The 18,789-nt window shown below is 40.8% G+C and carries 20 protein-coding genes; 9 read left to right on the top strand and 11 right to left on the bottom strand.

The annotated features are described in order from the left end of the window. The first annotated feature begins 16 nt into the window (after nt 1–16). From CR194_RS05550 to CR194_RS05580, 6 genes are all read left to right on the top strand, one after another. Complete coding sequence (locus tag CR194_RS05550) at nt 17–508, top strand: YajQ family cyclic di-GMP-binding protein (protein ID WP_110608611.1); 492 nt, start codon at nt 17–19, stop codon at nt 506–508. A gap of 569 nt (nt 509–1,077) precedes the next feature. Beyond that, nucleotides 1,078–1,380: a YhdT family protein gene (locus tag CR194_RS05555; protein WP_110608612.1), complete on the top strand. Its 303-nt coding sequence runs from the start codon at nt 1,078–1,080 to the stop codon at nt 1,378–1,380. Then, nucleotides 1,377–2,828 carry a sodium/pantothenate symporter gene (gene panF, locus CR194_RS05560; protein WP_110608613.1) on the top strand — a complete coding sequence of 484 codons (1,452 nt, stop codon included), beginning with the start codon at nt 1,377–1,379 and terminating at the stop codon, nt 2,826–2,828. Before CR194_RS05555 ends, panF begins: the two co-directional genes overlap by 4 nt. A gap of 119 nt (nt 2,829–2,947) precedes the next feature. After that, nucleotides 2,948–3,463, top strand: coding sequence for a MauE/DoxX family redox-associated membrane protein (locus CR194_RS05565; RefSeq protein WP_158282178.1), 516 nt, complete (start codon nt 2,948–2,950; stop codon nt 3,461–3,463). Nucleotides 3,464–3,477: 14 nt separating this feature from the next. Next, a complete protein-coding gene (locus tag CR194_RS05570; RefSeq protein WP_158282179.1) occupies nt 3,478–4,059 on the top strand; it encodes a TlpA family protein disulfide reductase in 582 nt (193 codons plus the stop codon). Nucleotides 4,060–4,626: 567 nt separating this feature from the next. After that, nucleotides 4,627–5,154 (top strand): hypothetical protein, encoded by a 528-nt coding sequence (locus tag CR194_RS05580; protein ID WP_158282180.1) that lies wholly within the window; start codon nt 4,627–4,629, stop codon nt 5,152–5,154. A 34-nt stretch (nt 5,155–5,188) separates the two neighbouring features. Here CR194_RS05580 and CR194_RS20395 read toward each other — a convergent pair whose 3' ends face one another. Beyond that, a complete protein-coding gene (locus CR194_RS20395; RefSeq protein ID WP_199228124.1) occupies nt 5,189–5,326 on the bottom strand; it encodes a hypothetical protein in 138 nt (45 codons plus the stop codon). A gap of 165 nt (nt 5,327–5,491) precedes the next feature. On the opposite strand from CR194_RS20395, the gene CR194_RS05585 reads away from it, so the two are divergent. After that, the gene (locus CR194_RS05585) at nt 5,492–6,748 is read left to right on the top strand and encodes a cytochrome P450 (protein ID WP_110608618.1); all 1,257 of its coding nucleotides are present in this window, start codon (nt 5,492–5,494) and stop codon (nt 6,746–6,748) included. 223 nt (nt 6,749–6,971) lie between these two features. On the opposite strand, the gene CR194_RS20200 is transcribed toward CR194_RS05585, so the two are convergent. Then, the gene (locus CR194_RS20200; RefSeq protein WP_158282181.1) at nt 6,972–7,109 is read right to left on the bottom strand and encodes a hypothetical protein; all 138 of its coding nucleotides are present in this window, start codon (nt 7,107–7,109) and stop codon (nt 6,972–6,974) included. 368 nt (nt 7,110–7,477) lie between these two features. On the opposite strand from CR194_RS20200, the gene CR194_RS05595 reads away from it, so the two are divergent. Further along, on the top strand, nt 7,478–7,816 hold the full coding sequence (locus CR194_RS05595; RefSeq protein WP_110608620.1) for a toprim domain-containing protein: 339 nt from the start codon (nt 7,478–7,480) through the stop codon (nt 7,814–7,816). A 51-nt stretch (nt 7,817–7,867) separates the two neighbouring features. Here the strand turns inward: CR194_RS05595 and CR194_RS05600 are convergent, their stop codons facing one another. From CR194_RS05600 to CR194_RS05625, 7 genes are all read right to left on the bottom strand, one after another. Beyond that, the gene (locus CR194_RS05600; RefSeq protein ID WP_110608621.1) at nt 7,868–8,164 is read right to left on the bottom strand and encodes a hypothetical protein; all 297 of its coding nucleotides are present in this window, start codon (nt 8,162–8,164) and stop codon (nt 7,868–7,870) included. 44 nt (nt 8,165–8,208) lie between these two features. After that, complete coding sequence (locus CR194_RS20205; protein ID WP_158282182.1) at nt 8,209–8,364, bottom strand: hypothetical protein; 156 nt, start codon at nt 8,362–8,364, stop codon at nt 8,209–8,211. 202 nt (nt 8,365–8,566) lie between these two features. Continuing rightward, on the bottom strand, nt 8,567–9,610 hold the full coding sequence (locus CR194_RS05605) for a cytochrome d ubiquinol oxidase subunit II (protein WP_110608622.1): 1,044 nt from the start codon (nt 9,608–9,610) through the stop codon (nt 8,567–8,569). Nucleotides 9,611–9,612: 2 nt separating this feature from the next. Beyond that, the gene (locus CR194_RS05610; RefSeq protein ID WP_110608623.1) at nt 9,613–10,953 is read right to left on the bottom strand and encodes a cytochrome ubiquinol oxidase subunit I; all 1,341 of its coding nucleotides are present in this window, start codon (nt 10,951–10,953) and stop codon (nt 9,613–9,615) included. Between the two features lie 219 nt (nt 10,954–11,172). Then, nucleotides 11,173–11,547 (bottom strand): carboxymuconolactone decarboxylase family protein, encoded by a 375-nt coding sequence (locus CR194_RS05615; RefSeq protein WP_110608624.1) that lies wholly within the window; start codon nt 11,545–11,547, stop codon nt 11,173–11,175. A 1-nt stretch (nt 11,548) separates the two neighbouring features. Beyond that, nucleotides 11,549–13,183 (bottom strand): thiamine pyrophosphate-binding protein, encoded by a 1,635-nt coding sequence (locus CR194_RS05620; RefSeq protein ID WP_110608625.1) that lies wholly within the window; start codon nt 13,181–13,183, stop codon nt 11,549–11,551. A 19-nt stretch (nt 13,184–13,202) separates the two neighbouring features. Continuing rightward, complete coding sequence (locus CR194_RS05625) at nt 13,203–15,443, bottom strand: EAL domain-containing protein (protein ID WP_199228140.1); 2,241 nt, start codon at nt 15,441–15,443, stop codon at nt 13,203–13,205. Nucleotides 15,444–15,684: 241 nt separating this feature from the next. Here CR194_RS05625 and CR194_RS05630 point away from each other — a divergent pair, with 241 nt between their 5' ends. Then, entirely contained in the window at nt 15,685–16,695 is a 1,011-nt protein-coding gene (locus tag CR194_RS05630) for a Gfo/Idh/MocA family protein (RefSeq protein ID WP_158282183.1), read from the top strand. Between the two features lie 30 nt (nt 16,696–16,725). Here the strand turns inward: CR194_RS05630 and CR194_RS05635 are convergent, their stop codons facing one another. Further along, nucleotides 16,726–17,985, bottom strand: coding sequence for an MFS transporter (locus CR194_RS05635; protein ID WP_110608628.1), 1,260 nt, complete (start codon nt 17,983–17,985; stop codon nt 16,726–16,728). 21 nt (nt 17,986–18,006) lie between these two features. Further along, complete coding sequence (locus tag CR194_RS05640) at nt 18,007–18,750, bottom strand: glycerophosphodiester phosphodiesterase (protein ID WP_110608629.1); 744 nt, start codon at nt 18,748–18,750, stop codon at nt 18,007–18,009. Nucleotides 18,751–18,789 lie beyond the last annotated feature (39 nt).

The following is an 18,789-nucleotide window of genomic DNA, read 5'->3' on the forward strand; positions in this document are numbered from 1 at the left end:
GAATCGGAGGTAAATAATGGCTAAAGAGAGTTCATTTGATATTGTATCTAAGGTAGACTTTTCAAAAGTACAAAATGCTGTTGTGATGGCAACGAAGGAAATTCAAAATCGGTATGACTTTAAAGGTAGCAAAAGTACGCTTTCTCTAGAAAAAGAAGAGTTAGTGCTCGTGTCAGACGATGAATTCAAAATGGATCAATTAAAAGATGTATTAGTTAGCAAGTTGATTAAACAAGAGGTGTCTCTGAAGAGTCTTGATTACGGAAAGTTAGAAGGAGCATCGGGCGGAACGGTGCGCCAACGAGCAAAGCTAGTCCAAGGCGTCGATAAAGATAATGCAAAAAAGATTACGAAATTGATTAAAGAAAAAGGTCTGAAAGTAAAGACTCAAATTCAAGATGATCAAATTCGCGTGAGTGGGAAAAATCGTGATGACTTACAGACCGTCATTGCAGCGATCAGAGAGGCTGATTTGCCTATTCCTGTTCAGTACATTAATTACCGGTAATGAATTTAGTCTACTTTTTAGAAATGCTATAGCTAGAACAAAGTGCCTGTCCCGTCAAATTTCGAAAAGGGCTCAGGCACTTTTTTTATATTCTATTTTTGATTTTAAAAAAATAGAAAATGACTGGTCTAGGTTGATATACCTTAACGCCCTATTGAATAAAACGATGAAAAAGTTGTTCCAAAATCTTCCTCCATGTATATAATAAGTTAAATAAGTTTCCCGTGGTAAACTTTATTATATTAGGGAAAACCTACTCTATTGGAGGAGATAAAATGGGAGGATTAATAGCCTTGGTCGTCGCAATTTCATTATTTGTAGTAGCTTTCTCCATCAAACAATGGATCTTTCAATTCATGAAATACAGATGAGAAGAGTGCATGGGGAGCGCTCTTCGCACCTACATTTATGATTAGTCTAAATACTAGCAACTAGCATCTCGTTTGACAGAAGGTATCTTAAAAGGTAATGATTACAAGGTAAAGGGTAGTTAACGACGGTCACCACATACTTTTCTCAATATTACCTTCCTGAAGGTAAACATAGAGTTGTGAAGAAAGGGGTTCAACATGAGTGATACGACGAAACCGGTGGAACGACGGTTTAAAATTGCCCATCGAGAGGCGTGGATCGGTGTCCTGCTTGCGGTGATTAATATAGCATGGTGGTATGGTTTTGCTTATTCCTTAGGCTCGAAACCACCAGAAGAATATTCATACATATTAGGTTTTCCTGCCTGGTTTTTTTGGAGTTGCATTGCGGGGTTTGTTGTGATGGTGATCCTTGTTGTCATAGTTGTTAAGTTTGTACTCGTAGATATGTCATTAGAAAATGAAGAAGAGGAACGTGAAGAAGGGGGTGACCCATCATGAATTGGGATGTGTTGCTTCCGTTAGTGCTTTTGTTAGTCGTCATTTTTTTCATTGGTGTATGGTCCAACCGGAAAATGGTGAAATCAAGCTCGTTTATCACAGACTATTTTCTAGGTAGCCGAGAGCTAGGCGGGCTTGTGCTAGCGATGACGATGGTTGCCACATATGGAAGTGCTTCAAGTTTTCTCGGTGGACCGGGAGCTGCCTATACGATTGGTTTAGGATGGGTATTGCTAGCGATGACACAAGTTGCTACAGGTTACTTTGTTCTGTTAGTGTTAGGAAAAAAATTCGCCATAGTCGCGCGACGATACCGAGCAGTCACGTTAATAGATTTTTTGAAAGAGCGTTATCAAAGTAAATCGGTTGTGTTGCTCTCGGCTTTGAGTATAATTATCTTTTTGTTCGCTGCCATGGCAGCCCAGTGGATCGGCGGGGCCTATTTGATTCAGTCGATTACGGGCTTAACTTACACCTCGGCTTTGTTTGTATTTGCGATTGCGGTGTTAATTTATGTCATTATCGGTGGATTTCGAGCGGTAGCAATGACAGATACTTTTCAAGGTGTAATTATGTTTGTTGGGACGCTGCTGTTACTTATTGGCGTTGTGATTGCAGGTGGGGGACTTGATCAAATTTTCTCGGATCTAATGAATGAGAATCCGAATTTAATAACTCCTTACGGCCAAGACGGCCAGCTTACAGCTCTTTATGTGTCTTCCTTTTGGATTCTTGTTGGCGTCGGGGTCATCGGGTTACCGCAAGTTGCGGTCCGAGCTATGTCTTACCGAGACGCAAAATCAATGCATAGAGCGCTAATTATAGGAACGATTGTCGTTGGATTTATCATGCTTAATATGCATTTAATCGGTGTTTTTGCTAGACCTGTACTTCCGGGGATCGAGGTGGCAGATCAAGTGATTCCACTGATTGCCCTTGAAGTGTTACCAGGTTGGCTCGCCGGTCTCGTCTTAGCAGCGCCACTTGCGGCAATGATGTCGACCGTAGATTCGTTATTATTACTAGTTAGTTCTTCTGTTGTAAAAGATGTTTACCTTAATTATGTAAAACCAGAAGCATCAGATAAGCACATTATGAAGGTGAGCATGGGGGTAACTGGAACCCTTGGAATTGGTGTCTTCTTCTTAGCAATCAATCCACCTGAGTTACTCATTATGCTGAATTTATTTGCCTTTGGTGGTTTGGAAGCGGCGTTTATATGGCCAGTCGTGTTAGGACTTTATTGGAAGTATGGAAATAAATATGGTGCTCTTGCTTCCATGATCACGGGGATTGTCTCGTATATAGTTATTTTTCAATACAATTCTACTTATGGAGATCTATTAGGTGTTCATGCTGTGGTTATTCCTGTAGTCTTGTCACTCGTCGCCTTTGTCACATTCAGCCTTCTTATCAAACGAAAAGCATATTATTTTCCACGAGGATAACTCTTTGTCGGTGCCTGACCCCCATTGCGGTGAAACATGAACGCAATGGGGGTCAGGCACTTTTTTATTTAATTTTCATAAATTATAACAATAAATCGATTGTCAGGGAGGCGCAGCCGTTGCTGGCAAGTGTTGTTGTCATTCACCTAGTAAGTCTCTTTACTTTATCGGCGGTAACAAAACTCATTTCAATTAAATTATTTGTGCAATCCGTTCAACAATTTCAATTATTACCTAAGCGCTTAGCCATTCTTTTCGGTGGTTGTATCCCTTTAATAGAATTAATCGGAGCGAGTCTTCTTCTTTATCATCATTCACGTCTTTATGGGATCTTAGTGATCATCGTGTTATTGACTCTATTTAGCTATGCCGTCAGGAGTGTGTTGAGGACGGGGAAACAGATCAGTTGCAGTTGTTATGGCCGATTATTGGAGGCAGAGGTGGATCGCTTTACGGGGGGCAAAATTATTTATCTCTTCATTCTAGTGGGATTTGTAGCTGTGATGCACTCTTATGTTCTGTTGGAGATAACTGTGCCTGCCGTAATAACTGGCACGGGACTAACAATTCTATTTTTATTTTCACAAAAAATGTGGTTCATTTACAAAGAAAATATGGCTCGCTTAGGAAAATGAAAGGAGAGGAGACGATGATGGAGGAATTACTGATTTATGCCATTGTGTTTCTATTGTTTAGCCAACTCATCACGTTCTTCTGTCTGTTCCTGATCTTCCGTCAATTTGGTCAAGTTTATTTAAGCACTGGTGAATCGATCGCTAGAGACGGATTGGCTTTAGGAAAAAAGATCCCTTCTGTTCAAGCGTGGTCACTTTCTGATCATAAATTAGTGTCGATTAATAATGCAGGTAATAAACCGACTCTTTTGGTGTTTATTTCACCTCGCTGTAAACCATGTGAGGAGTTAGTAGAAGATTGGAATCTCAAGTATGAAACATACAAGGATGAAGTCCATTTTTGTGTTGTCTTTGTCGGAGAAGAGGATGAGGTCAACACTCTCATAGAGAAAAAAATCATTTATGGAGAACGCTTTTGGGATCGTAACCAAGAATTATTCAATCGTTTTCAGGTAAGGGTGACGCCATTTGCCTTCGCTCTCGATGACGGGTTGATAAAAGATAAGGGACTTTGTGGTAACGCACAACAAATCGACCAGATGATTGGCACGTTACTGGTGAATGAACAAAAAATCGTGGAGGAGGAAGAAAGATGATAGAAGGTCTGATTCAAAAGAGCTTCTTTGCTGACATAGCTAGGAAGACGAGTAGAACGATGGATATGGATCAGTTTTTTTCTAGTTGGTTTTTTCGAATGATGACGTTTTTTTCTTCACGATTCACAGGATCTCGAAAAGCTCAGCCCTCTTGGTGTGAACACCAGGTATATAAAGGATATTGTAATCTGCCGAATGGTCAGTTTTGTAGCAAGGAGTGTAGCGAAGGGATGGGATTAGAGGGACGATGTCCGGAGGGATTTCAGCCTTCTCACAGCTGGGGGTATAGAGTCACAGGATGTTGGTGTGATACATTTCGAGGCCGTAATATCATCTGTTGTGATTGCACGCCTAGTTGGAATTCACCGTTTCAACCTTCCCCCGCCGATTGTGGGTGTTTTCATTTCATGGATTGGTAGGTGAAAAATGATGGAATATGCAATGCTCGCTTTTTTGGCGGTCGTGTCTGGAGTTAGTTCTACTCGAACGCCCTGAGGGATGAACGTAACCTTGGCGGTTGCCTCCCTCGGTGAGGGAAGAAAACTCACTTATTTTTGGCTAAAATCATTGACTTATATTTTCGTCAGTTTGCTCGCAGGTGCTTTATTTGGATTGGTGATTTCACTTATGGTGCATGTCGGGGCCTTCCTTGTACCTGATCATGTTCAGGGGATCTTATTTAGCGTGATCCTAGGTGTCTACCTGTTAAAGAGCGTCGGTATAGTTCAAGTGCCCCATCCTCAACGAAAGTGGCAAGTTCCGCCATCGTGGGTTGATCGTTCACCATTTCTTAATATGACGATATGGGGGAGTATACTTGGTGCAGGAGTATTTACATACATTCCATATGTGAGTTTTTGGTTGATGTATGTGTATATAGGATTGTTTCTCACACCTTTTGTTGGGTTTTGGCTAGGTTTGTTATTTGGGTTCGTAAGAGCTTTTTCTTCGGTCATGTATGCAGCCAAACTTAAAAGCACTAGAGATCATGACCACGTTTTTAAACATCTATTCGGGAAGCAAAAAGCGTTTGAATTTTATCACTTGATTGGACTAACGTCATTATTAATATACGTATTGGCTCCCCCCCTTTGAACATAGTTTAAACGTACGAAGGGGGGGGAGTTAATTATGGTTTTTGTTGCTTCATCTGTTTCTGACTAGCTAATGCAGCCTTGGCTTCATTGTAAGTTAATCCTGATTTGCTATTCAATCGTTTGACTTCCTCAATGTCCGTGCCTGAAATGGTTTTGTTTTTAGTACTCACCGTGATCCCTCCTTTTCATTATTGTTTTCTGAAGCCGGGCAAAATATAAGCGAAACCTGGGATTGGCTATTGCTGATATTACTGTTAATAAAAGGTTTTACTGACCCATTATAGTGGAATAACTATGGGTGCATGAAGTTATGAATGAAATCTTGGAGGGATTGTATGAGTAATCAAAAAAACATGCCGAAAGAAAAAGGATTAGACCACACTTTAAGCCTTTTACAGGAGGGCTATCAATTTATTATTAACCGACGTCATACGATGCAATCGAATGTATTTGAGACAAAGTTGTTAGGAGAAAAAGCAATTTGCCTTTCTGGGAGTGAAGCGGCTAAAGTATTTTATGACAATGATAAGTTTAAACGGGAAGGAGCTGCTCCAAAACCTGTCCAAAAAACTCTCTTTGGCAAAGGGGGTGTTCAAGGCTTGGACGGTGAGGCCCACCGACACCGTAAAGCGATGTTTATGTCGTTAATGTCTAAAGATGATTTAAAAGAAATTCGACAACTGACGAAAACCCATTGGGAAAAAGCTGCGAAAGACTGGGAGTCTCAAGACGAGATTGTCCTTTACGAAGAAGTGAAAAAAATATTAACGAAAGTAGCCTGTGAATGGACAGGCGTTCCTTTAAAAGAAGAAGAAGTAGAAGATAGAGCAGATCTACTCAGTGAAATGTTTGAGACACCGGCAGAAGTGAATTTGAATCATTTTAAAGGATGGAGAGCACGCTCCAAGGCAGAAAAATGGATTGAAACGTTAGTTGAAGAAGTACGATCGAATGACCGAGAAGTTGAAAAAGGACGAGCTTTATATGCCTTTACCTGGCATAAAGACCATGAAGGGAAGTTGTTGGACGAAAACATCGTTGCAGTGGAATTAATTAACCTTCTTCGTCCAATCGTGGCGATTTCAGTCTATATTGCCTTTACTGGCTTAGCCATCAATCAATATCCAGAAAAGGTCACTTCGTTGGCCGAAGGTGAAGAGGATAAACTCCAATGGTTTATTCAAGAAGTTCGGCGCTATTACCCATTCTTCCCTTTTACTGCAGCGAAAGTCAAAGAGACGTTTACGTGGGAAGGGTACACATTTGAAAAAGATACGTTAACGCTACTGGATTTATATGGAACTAACCATCATCCAGATGATTGGGACAATCCAGATCGGTTTGAACCGGAACGATTTGCGGAATGGTCAGGAAGCCCGTTTAATTTCATTCCTCAAGGCGGAGGAGAATTTGATATAGGGCACCGTTGTGCAGGAGAGTGGATTACGATCGATATTCTAAAAGAAAGTTTAAATTATCTCGTGAATCATCTCGACTATACTTTGCCTGAACAAGATTTATCGTTTAGTATGACCGAAATTCCAGCAATTCCTAAGAGTAAAATAAAAATGACAAATGTAAAGCGAACTTAAGGGTCTTGCGAATGACACAATAAAAGCCATCCTCCAAATTTGGAGGATGGCTTTTAAGTTAACACCTTAGGGGACCCAACCATTTCACTTTTCAATCTCATTGTTTGACTCAACTATGGCTCCTGATTCAGAACCGGCATGCTTACTTTTCGTGAATTTCAGATGAAAAGTGAGTTGCTTCCGTTGATCACCTTTCTGCTTTAAGGTGCGTTGGAAAAGGAAGTTAGCAGTGTTCCATTGCATTGTCCTCGAAGGTGGATGGATCAATCCGATTTGGTGCATTCACTCCAGAGGAGCGGATCCTTATTCTTTCTTCTGGACGAACAATGAAAACAACAACTATACCTAAATGATTTTTCACCTTGTTGCAGATGCTTTCAAAACAATCTTTTAATGAAGAGTCTCACAGCCTCGTAAATAAATCATATTTCATCTTGCTACCAGTGCTGTGTCCATTCAGATTGATTTTGAAATTGTTGGTTTTTATGGGAACCAACCGCATGGCTGAGTCTCCTAAGAGGTTAACTGTTTTCTTTTCTTACTTATATAATAACCTATTTTCTACAGAAATAGTGTGCCAAAATTGTGAACGTTTACATGTTTTCTACTCCAAGAAAAGCAAGTATTGAATTGATCATTAAAATTTGTAAAAATAGGGTGGAGTAAGGTGCCTGAAGACGATTTTTGCCAGTAAAACTTGAAAACAACCTGAGAAAAGAGATGAAGATCATGGATGATAAAATTTTAATTGTTGAAGGAAAGAATGACCGGAAGAGGGTGAAATTCCTACTTGATGAACCTGTGGAAGTCATTTGTACTTATGGAACTTTAAGTGAAGAGAAACTGGAGACACTCATTTATCCTATAGAGAATTTGGACGTATATATTCTTGTGGATGCCGATGAAGCAGGGGAGAAATTAAGAAAGCAGTTACGCACGGAATTACCAAATGCCACTCATATTTATACACTGAAAGGATATGGACAGGTGGAGACCACTCCATATGAGTATCTTAGCCAAGTATTAGAGGATTTTTTTCGTGTGAAGAAAATAGATCCATTTAAATAAAGCTGATATACAAAAAAGTACTCCAAGGTAGGAGTACTTTAACGGTTCTTCCTAATGATTGATATTGTCTTCTCTCGTTTGAGACTCTGTATCTTCATCATCCACATGATCAAGTACATAGCCGCCGTCCTTGTTCTTTTCTTTAGGTAATTCGTCTACAATGAAATCAGCCACTTCACCGTCGTGTTCCTTGTTCCGTTTGAACCCTTTATCAAGCTGCCCAGCGTTTTCGATATCGCCAGACATTTCATATCCTTCTACTTCCATATTGCTGGTCGTACCATAAAGGCTCATGCCACCTAGTTCAGCTTTGATGTTTTTCTTAATATGATCTTTTTTGTCACTCATGCCATTACCTCCTCTTTTAGGGCATTCAGTTCAATTAAGATTTCTCAACGCAAGTCATCCTTCTCATAAGCAATCAGGACAATATCTTTGTGAGTAGATTTTCTGAAATCTTGTTCAAATGCGATGAGACTCTCCAGCTGCTCTGGCCGCAAACCGGCTGCCGTAAATCGTTTTTCAACGGCTTGGTCTGATTCCTCCATAAGCTTTGCCTCCCCTTCAAAAATAACTTTATACTATTTATAGTGGACGTTTGGACGTCTGTTTATGCTATTGATTTAAATCACGTTGAAACTTGTCTTTTGAACACGCCTATTCCTCAAAGAAAACAAGTTGGTTGAGAAGAGTGTCCCGAAGGTTCATCCTTATTTGCTATCGTTCTCCATTACACACTTCAAGAAAGGACTAATACCCATTCCCCTCACCACTCTCAGCTTGCAAATACTTTTTGTCTTTCATAAATAACCTCCAAAATATGACGAAAGCAGGAACAAGTAAGGCCAGTCCCCCTGCATAGCCGTATAAGAGCCACCTAAACATTGTAGGATCGGTAAAAGCGTCAAAGACAGTCAGTTCGGGGTAGAGAATGTAAGGCATGTGTGAATACCCGTACCCAAAGCTTGCCAAGCCAAACTGCAATACAGTAAAAATGACAGCCACTCTGGCACGTCCAGGCTTTTGTTTTTTTGATGGCCACCATAAGGCGCTGTATCCAATGGCGGCAGCTACAAGTGATAAGGCAAATAAATACCAAATGTCGATCATCGTTTCTACCATCCACGGAGCCTGGGGAATCAAGGTGAGTAAAGCCGTAATTGCAAAAAACAACGTGATCGGTCCTAAGATAATTGCATTTTTTCGATACACGGCATACGTTTCTTCAGAGCCTGATTCACGGGCATAGTCGCTCAATAATAGAGCAGATAAAAACAACTCAGTAGTTAAACCGAAGCCGATATGAGTATATAACGTTGGGCTTGTAAACAATTGATCAAATAATATATATTGCCGTTCTCCGGTACCTCCGATAAAACCCCCGATGGCCATAGGAAGAATGGCAATCATTAATGCAGGAATTAATAGTCCGGTTATTCCTGAAATATAAACAAGCAATTTCGTGTATTTTTTCACAATGAAAGAAAACACCATGAACGCGCTTCTGATGGCAATCAGAATGAGCACAAAGCTGAAGGGAAGGATCATTAATGTCCCCATGTAGAAGGCGGCGCCTGGAAAAAAGCCAACGATGGCGATGACTAAAAGAACAAGAAATACGTTCGTCACTTCCCATGAAGGAGTCAAATACCTGTTAGCAAGAATCGTGGCGTTTGTTTCTTTTTTCGAATAATACATCGCCCAAAACCCTGCACCAAAGTCAATGGCACCGGCGATCGCATAAACAAATAGAAAGACCCAGATAATCAATATGGCAACGTACGGTTCGGTCATCTTTAAAACGCCTCCCCTTGTGGTGCTTGTAGATCCTTATACACTGGATTTCTAGCAAAATAATATCTTAATACAAGTCCTGTCATGACGAGAAGCATGATGTATAAACTAATGAAAAGGAAGAACAAAATACCCACATTCCCTGAATTCGTAGCAGCCGAACTCGTTAGCTGGAATCCGTAAATCGTCCAAGGCTGTCGTCCGACACAGCTGAATATCCAGCCGAATTCAATTCCAAGCATTGAAAGGGGGCCCGTAGTGACTAGCACAACTAACAACCACGTAGGCAAATTCCGCCGCCTAAAAACAATTGCCCAGCCCAAAGCCAGGACAGCAATTCCGATCAGGGAAAATCCAATCCCGACCATGAGATTGAAAAGAGTATGAACAAATAATGGCGGCCACTCATCTTGCGGAAAGTCATTTAAGCCTTGGACTACACCATCTGAAGAGCCCGTAGCTAGCCAACTTAACATTCCTGGAATTTCAATTCCGCCAACGACCGCTTCTGCTTCCACGTCAGGTATACCCATAATAGCTAGGGGAGCATTGGCCTGTGTTTCAAAGAGTCCTTCTGCCGCGGCTAATTTTAACGGCATTTCCTCATGAAGCATACCTGCTGTTGAATGACCATTTGTAGCCGTATATAAACTTGCCAATAGGGCAATCACCAATGCTAACATCAACCCTTTTTTGTGATAGGCTCGTTCTTGTCCTGAGCTCGTTTTTCTCAGGAGTCTGAAAGCTGCGATGGACACAAGTACAAAGGCGCCTGTCATATAAGCTGTAGCTAATACGTGTTTGGACGTTACAGCCATACTCGGATTCAACACGGCAGCCCAAGGATCTATATCAGTGATCGCCCCATCAACAACGTCAAATCCTCGAGGTGTATTCATCCACGAATGGGCAATATTAATTAAAAAAGCGGAAGAGGAGGCTCCGAAGGCTACAAAGGCAACGCTGACAATTCGCATCACATTAGATAAACGATCAGCTGCATAAACGTAAATCGACATAAACACAGCTTCAAGGAAAAAAGCAAAAATTTCAATTTGAAAGGGAACCGCAATGACTTTCCCGACAATCTCCATGAACCCTGGCCATAGTAAAGACAGCATCACGCCAACAATCGTTCCAGAGGGGATTGCCACACCTAATAAAATGGCGAAACCTTTCGTCCATCGTTTCGCCATGACGCCGTAGTCACGATCTTTTTTGATCCAATGCAAGATCTCCGCGAAAAAGATCATTAACGTCACACCAACACCTAATGTTGCAAAAATAATATGAAAGGCCATTGAGGTCCCGAATAACATCCGTGAAAGCAATACTGAATCCATCCTACACATCTCCCATTCACCAGCAGTCTACAGATTAGATTGCGTCTTTCATTGGATAATATTCATTAATTTTCCAATCGTTAGAGTGAGGATGCACAGCCCATGAATTAAACGGAAGAATACGCTTCATAGGAACACTTTGACAGAAAATCATCATAAAAAAACAGAACCCCTTCGATTTCCCTGAAATCAAAAACGATTCTGTTATATGAGCTGTATTTATTCCTTTTCTTGAAACACTTTCCCTGCGATAATCATCGCTTGGCAAGCTTTTGGAAACCCGACATAGGCAGCACATTGAATAATAATTTCTATGATGTCATTCTCGGATAAGCCAACTTGTAAGGCGGCCCTGATGTGAAACTCTAGTTGATCAAAGGCACCTTGAGTGATTAAGCTTGTAATGGTGACAATTTCTCTCTTAGATAAAGATAATCCTTCTCTTGCATAGACCTCGCCATAACCGAAACCAACGATCATGTCCCAAAAATCAGGTGAGATATTTTTCATATTTCCAATCGTGTTTAGTGACTCATCAGAAATCATCTTTTTAAGGGTTTTTATTCCTAAATCGTATCGTTCTTCCTTGTTCATGTTATTGCCTCCCCATCGTTGGTGGAATTTCGTTTTCATCAACCAAGATTTCGACGACTGCTGGTTGATTCATCGTTTCAATGTGTGCTAATGATAGATTAATTGATTCGGAAACGTCTGTCGGTGTATGACATTTAAATGATCTGACTCCCATCGATTCTGCAAACATAGATACATCTAAAGGAGCGTCATAAACGGCACCAATCGACTTTCCGATCATTTTTTTCATACCTTTCTCTACCATATCTAACCGTCCATTATTTAATACAATAAAAAGCACAGGCGAGTGATAGTTTAAGGCTGTGGAAATTTCTGTCCCATGCATGAACATACAGCCATCACCGACGAGACAGACAATCGTTTGCGCAGGTGATGCTAGTTTTGCCCCGATCGAATAACCAATAGCGTGCCCCATCGCTCCGAAGACGTCATCGAAATAGAATGTACCAGGCTCATGGATATCAAAATATCTGATGCCATAAAATGAATGACTGCCATCATCTCCAAAAACAATCGAGTGGTCTGGAAGCACGTTTCGAATCACTTTTAGCGACGTGGCGGCTGACATTCGTTCAGTCCCCGGATCTTCCGAGATAGTATTCACTTGTTTAGGAAGGAGGTACGAGATTGAATCGTGTTCTTCCGCATATTCAAGAATGAGTGACAAATTAGAGCGGATGTCTCCTAAAACAGGAGTCGTCGGAACATTAATCGTTTTCCCAATAAATGTAGGTTCATAATCAAAATGGATCAAGTGTTTCGGATACACGTCTTGTGATAGTCCGACGATGGACATATCACTGAGCTTACTTCCAATGACTAATAACAAGTCAACGCCACCAGCTAGATAATCATTCGCCTCTTGCGTGCCACCTAGGCCAAGGCCCCCAAGAGAGAGCTTATGATGGGTTATAAATGTTCCTTTCCCCCCAGGTGTGGTGATAACGGGAATATTCCAAGTTTCTGCTAAGTGTCTGACCTCTTCATAGGCTCTACTTGAATGAACACCTTTTCCTAAAAGCATCAATGGTCGTTGGGCAGCTTCTAATCTTTCTAATACATGGCGAATAGAAGGGGACACCAGTTCAGTTAAAACAGGCAGCTCTAAATGAAAGGGTTCGATTTCTTCTATTAAAATATCAAAAGGGATTGATAAATGAACGGGACCCTTAACTCCCGATATTGCCTTTTCCAGCGCATGTTGTAAATAGATTTCTAATAAATCTCCTCGTTCAACTCGAACACTGAATTTCGTTACCGCTTTAAACATTTCAACCAAATCGGTCCCGAAAACGGAAGAGTCTTGCCCCATAGCTTTACCTGTATCTTTCATACTGGGATGTCCTGTAATGATCAGAAGAGGAACGTGTGAAGCTTTTGCTTGCCCTGCCGCTGTGAGTAAGTTCGTGCCACCAGGCCCCGATGTGCCTAAAGCAACGCCTAAGTTATTACTCATTAAAGAGTAGCCAGCGGCAGAGAAGCCCGCGCCAGTCTCGTGTTTACTTAATATAAACTGAATATCGTGTTGATCAGATGCAAAGATCAATGGCGAGATCGCTTTCCCTGGTATACCGAATATATGATCTATTCCCCAAGCCTTGAAATTCCTAGCTAATATTGAAGCACCACTTTCCATACAAACTTCATCCCTCTCATTAACACAGCAATTTTATATCCGATAATAAAGAAGAGTACCGACTTTCAAATGTTTCTGCAGAAATAGGCTTGCTAAACAAGTAACCTTGAATTTCATCACAATCATAACTTTTTAATAATTCCAGTTGTTCTTTTCTTTCTACTCCTTCTGCAATGACTCTTAATCCTAAATTATGAGCTAATGTAATGATCGCTTTCACGATATTCACATCGTCGTCATCTTTTAAAATATCTCTCACAAATGATTTATCAATTTTCAAGCTATCAATAGGAAATTTCTTGAGGTAATTTAATGAGCTGTATCCTTTACCAAAGTCGTCAATACTAATGCACACACCTAATCGTTTTAACTTTCTTAGCACATTTAAAGAGTATTCAAAATCCATAGCCATCGATTCAGTAATTTCCAACACTAAATTGCTAGGAGCCAACCCTGTTTCTTGTAACACGTTTTTGACAAATCCGACTAAACTAGCTCTGAAAAACTGTTCGGAGGAAAGGTTGACAGACATTTTCATGGGCTTGTACCCATCTTTCTGCCACTTTTTATTTTGCATACACGCTTCTGAGATCACCCATTTTCCGATTTCAACAATCAGACCGGTTTCTTCGGCTAACCAGATGAATTTATCAGGATAAATCATTCCCATCGTTGGGTGATTCCATCTTAATAATGCTTCAACGCCAAGGAGTTCGCCCGAATGATTGCAAACTTGGGGCTGATAGTGAAGGACCAATTCATCATGAATCAATGCATTTCTTAGATCGGTTTCCAACTTCAGTTTTTCCATAGAGCTGTGATACATATCTGATGTGTAAACGACGTAGCGGTTCTTACCTTGAGATTTGGCTTCATACATCGCCGTGTCAGCAGAAATCATGAAAGATTCAAATGATATAGGCATAGCAGGATAGACTGAAATCCCAATGCTAGCAGTAATATGAATTTCATTTAAACTAATAGTGAAGGGTTCCTGAAATTTCTCTATAACAAGGTTAGCGAGCTTTTCGATTTCTTCTTCATTTTCGTAGTTTTTAAACAAAAATATGAATTCGTCGCCTCCCATACGGGCAAGTTCAATATTAGGTTGCAAGCAATTCTTTAATCTGTTTGTCACATCTGTAAGCAGTAAATCACCTTTAGAATGACCGAAAGTATCATTGATCACTTTGAACCGATCGATATCCATAAATAGAACGGCTAACTTCAATTTGTCTCCAAGTTTGTTATTATGTATCTCTTTTTCGATTTCGTCTTGAATGTAGCGTCTGTTAGGTAAACCTGTTAAATCATCATGAAAAGCTAAATAATTAAATTTCTCTTCAATTAAATATCGATCGGTAATATCTCTGAATTGCCCAAAAGCACCAATAATCTTGTGATCTCTGTAAATGGGTTGAGCATCAAACAAGCAAACAACTCGATCTCCGTTTTGGTTGATAAAGTTTAATTCTTCATTCTCAAATTTTGCTTCCTTCTCGATGACTTGTTTGAAAAAATGCCCCGTTAATTCTGAATCATAGATGCTCCGTCCTAGAACAGATTCTCGGCTCCGGTTTGAAATTTTTTGAGCAAAGTCATTAAACTCTGTGGTCACCCCATGTTCATCTGTGATGACAATACCATTCCTCGTTCTGCTTAGCATGATTTGATTCATGATATTTAGTTTGTGGTTTTGTTTTCTAAGAAGTAACTCTCTCTCAATTGAATCGACCACTTGAGATAGCATCGTTAAATACAAGGGATTTTGAAACTGAATTGGCATCATGATACACACACTGCCTAGTAAATTATCTTCATCTGTATAATGGAATGTGGTTCCGTAACAAGCCACTTCATGAAGAAACGTATGGTAATGATGCTCCCCAATTAAACTTATTGGGTGTCGTTGTTGTAATGCCAAGCTAATAACATTCGTTCCTGTATCTTCTTGCGTAAACAGGCTCCCCTTTTTAATGCCGAACTCTTCAACTGTTAGCTTGATAGTTTCGTCACCTGCCATTTCTAACAAATACCCTTCAGAATCAGAAATGACGACCAAGATGGGCGTGCCTTCCAAGGATTTCAATAGTTTATGAGAGAAGAAACTAACGACCGACAATATTTCATGATATGACTGTCTTTTATTCTTCATTTCCTCGTTGGATAACAACTTTTTCGGGGAAGCAATGACATTCGGATCCATTCCGCTTTCTTGACATAAAAGCTTTGATTTCGTAATGAAATGTGGTTCTTTCATATTCAATTCAGCTCCCCTCTCTTAATATATCGACATTTTTTGACTATATTTTCATCTTAATGCTAAAAAAGGTTTCTAGCAAATGAAAGAGAGGCTTTAGTGAGGATTTTTCAACTTCTCAAATATGAATGATATTGATTTAATGAATAACCTGACAAGAAGTGAACTGATAAAGTAAAATCATTTTAAATAGAATTATTTGTAAACAAATCTAGTAAAGAACAGCTATAGGAGGATGCATATGATAAATCTAGCATTAGTGGGGGCCTGGCACGTCCATACGGAAGGGTTTGTTCAAGATGCGTTAAACACAGGAGAAGCGAACTTAACGGTCGTTTGGGATGATGACGAATTGAGGGGGAAGGCGATGGCTGAAACGTTTGATGTGCCATTCGAATCGGAATTAGACAAGGTCCTTCAAGACCCGTCCATTCATGCCGTCATAGTTGAAGCAGCTACAACGATACATAAAGAGGTGATCATCCGTTGTGCAAAGGCTAAGAAACATATTTTTTCAGATAAAGCACTGGCACTGTCGGTGGAGGATTGTTTGGAGATCAAAGAGGCCATAGATGAAAACAACGTGAAGTTTGTTGTGTCATTAGAGTCCAAAGTTTATGGGACTTACCGCTATGCCAAAGATCTCATAGAAGAGGGGAAGCTAGGGAAAGTAACGGGCGTTTATTTTAGGCGAACCCATCAAGCTGCCGTGGATAAAACAATGCTGCCTGCTTACTGGTTCAATCAAGAAGAGACTGGTGGGGGAGTGACATTGGATTTGGGCTGTCATGGCCTCTATCTTCTTCCGTATTTTTGCGGGAATCCGAAAAAAGTGACGTGCTTAATGAATGAATTATACGGGACGGGTAGTGATGAAAATTCAACGACGATCATTGAGTTTGAAGAAGGGGCGATTGGAACGGCGCACACATCCTATGTATCTAGTCGCTTAGATAATTTACTAGAAATCATCGGTACAGAAGGGAGTGTCTTGATTACCGGTAAAGGCGCAGGGCATTTCAAGATGTTTTTACAATCCAATCACCTCCAGGATCATGAAGAATTGACTGCCGTCTCTAACGATCATTTGCCAGCGTCTGAAGAGATGCCCAGTGCTCAATTTGTAAGGTTGGTTTCATCACCTGAGAGAACACATCTCCCAGAGTTTGATATCGATACTGGAATCGCTTTGTCAAGAATGATCGAATGTGCCTATGAATCTGCGAAACAAGGGAAGGCGGTTTGGTATTAACCATAATCTAATAGTTCTCCGAGAACGTGCTTATTGTCCTCGGATCAGTATGCTCCCTTTTCTTAAAAAATAGAAGGCGATGACAAATGTTGTCGCTGCACCATAAAACAAGGCAGGGTGAGAGAAGAGGTCCATCATTAAGCCTAACAATCCTGGTGCGACGATGGAAGAACTCATGGAAAACAAATAATACAGTCCAGTGAAAAAACCAATTCTATTTTTACCCCCAAGATCGGCTACTAAAGGATAGGCCTGCACGTTAATGAAAGCCCAAGCAATGCCACCGGTGAACAAAACGATTTGTAATAGTAGCACTTGGTTAAGACCAGGGAACAACCCGTCTAGTAGTGGGAGAGAAGGAACGGAAATAAAAATAAGCGGTAAAAGGACTAAACCAACGAGCATGATCGGGACTTTTCCAAGCTTACTTCCGAGAAGGCCTGCCGGAATGGCAAAGATCACGAAGGCTAGACTGAAAAATCCTAGCGTGAACCCAGCTGCACTGGCGTCCATGTTCAAATATTCCACTGCATAAACGGTGAATTGCGCTTCTAGGCCTGCATAGCCGATAAAGTACAGAAAGATCGCCGACAAGATAAAGGCATGGCCCCTGAAAGAAGGTTTTTTCAGCTGACTCAACCCATGGAAAAAGGACTTAGACGCTCGAGTTTCTTCCAAATCGTCTGCAGTATTCTCCACATATGGAGGGTTTCGGTCAACTGAAAAATAAAGAAAGATAAACGCTATAAACAAGAGCAGTCCCGCTACAATAAAAGGATAAGCTCGATCAATACCATAAAGGGTCGATAAACCAAAGAGTGCAATGAGCGCTCCAATCCCACCCATAAGATTGATGATCCCATTTGCGGTCGATCGTTTTTCTGAAGGGGTATGATCAGGCATCAAAGCGATCACAGGTGCACGATAAATGGTCATAGCTAATAAGAAAATAATATCTACGAACAGAAGAACCCATATTGTCACCATGGCACCATAAGGGATGAGAATGAAAAAAAGCGCAGCTAAAGGCATACCAACGACAATAAAGGGAAGTCTGTTTCCAATCCGAGTATCCACCTTATCAGACCATGTGCCAATAATCGGTATAAGAATCACTGCAAGTAAATTGTCCAACCCCATGATCGCCCCGCGAATCGCTCTACTTTCGATATAGTCGCCAAGAATGAGAGGCATGTAAGCATTATAAAAGGTCCAAACGAGAGTTAAAGCAAAGAAACCACTTCCAATAGCAAAGATCTTCCCGTACGAAAAAGGCTTGCCTTCTGTCATCATCTCGCCTCCATTTCAAAGCTACTTCTCTAGAGTTTGACTCCTAATTTGAACCGCTTTTTCAGGCCAATCAGTGATAATGGCAGCGCATCCTCCTCTCATGAGTCCGCGCATGTGTGCTTCCTCATTGACGGTGAAAGGACGAACGGGCGTGCCGGCATCTGCTGCGCCTTGAATCAGTTCTGGCACGGCAACCGGCAAATAACAATGCAAGCTGCTAGCTCCGATTCCTTTAGCATACTTCCAAGGCTCGTATAACCCCTCCATAAATAAAATCGCTGTTTCAATGCTCGGATTCAGTCGATGAACTTCTACTAGACTGTAATGATTAAAGGAAGAGATAATAACTCGTTTTTCTAAATGATATGTATGAATGAGGTCTACTACGATTTTTTCTATTCCTTGATAGCGGATAAGACCGCTCTTCAGTTCTAGATTTAGAGCCATCGAGTTATGAGAGGCCCATTGAAACAACTCCTCAAGGGAAGGAATTGTAGCGTGACTAAAAGTTGAATCAAACCAACTCCCTGCGTCGAGTGTTTTTAACTCTTCATAAGACAAGTCTTTAACCCAGCCTTTTCCATTCGTCGTACGATTGACCGTTTCATCATGAATCACGACGGGGACTTGATCTTTCGTTAACTGAACGTCAAATTCCAGGCCGTCAGCTCCTGCATTCAAGGCCGCTTCAAATGAAACCATTGTATTTTCAGGATGGGTCCCTGCAGATCCCCTGTGAGCAAAAATCTTAGTATGCTCTGGCATAATTAAATAACCTCCTATAAATGATAGTCCTATCCTACA

Source organism: Salipaludibacillus keqinensis, from assembly GCF_003226325.1.
Lineage (GTDB): Bacteria > Bacillota > Bacilli > Bacillales > Salisediminibacteriaceae > Salipaludibacillus > Salipaludibacillus keqinensis.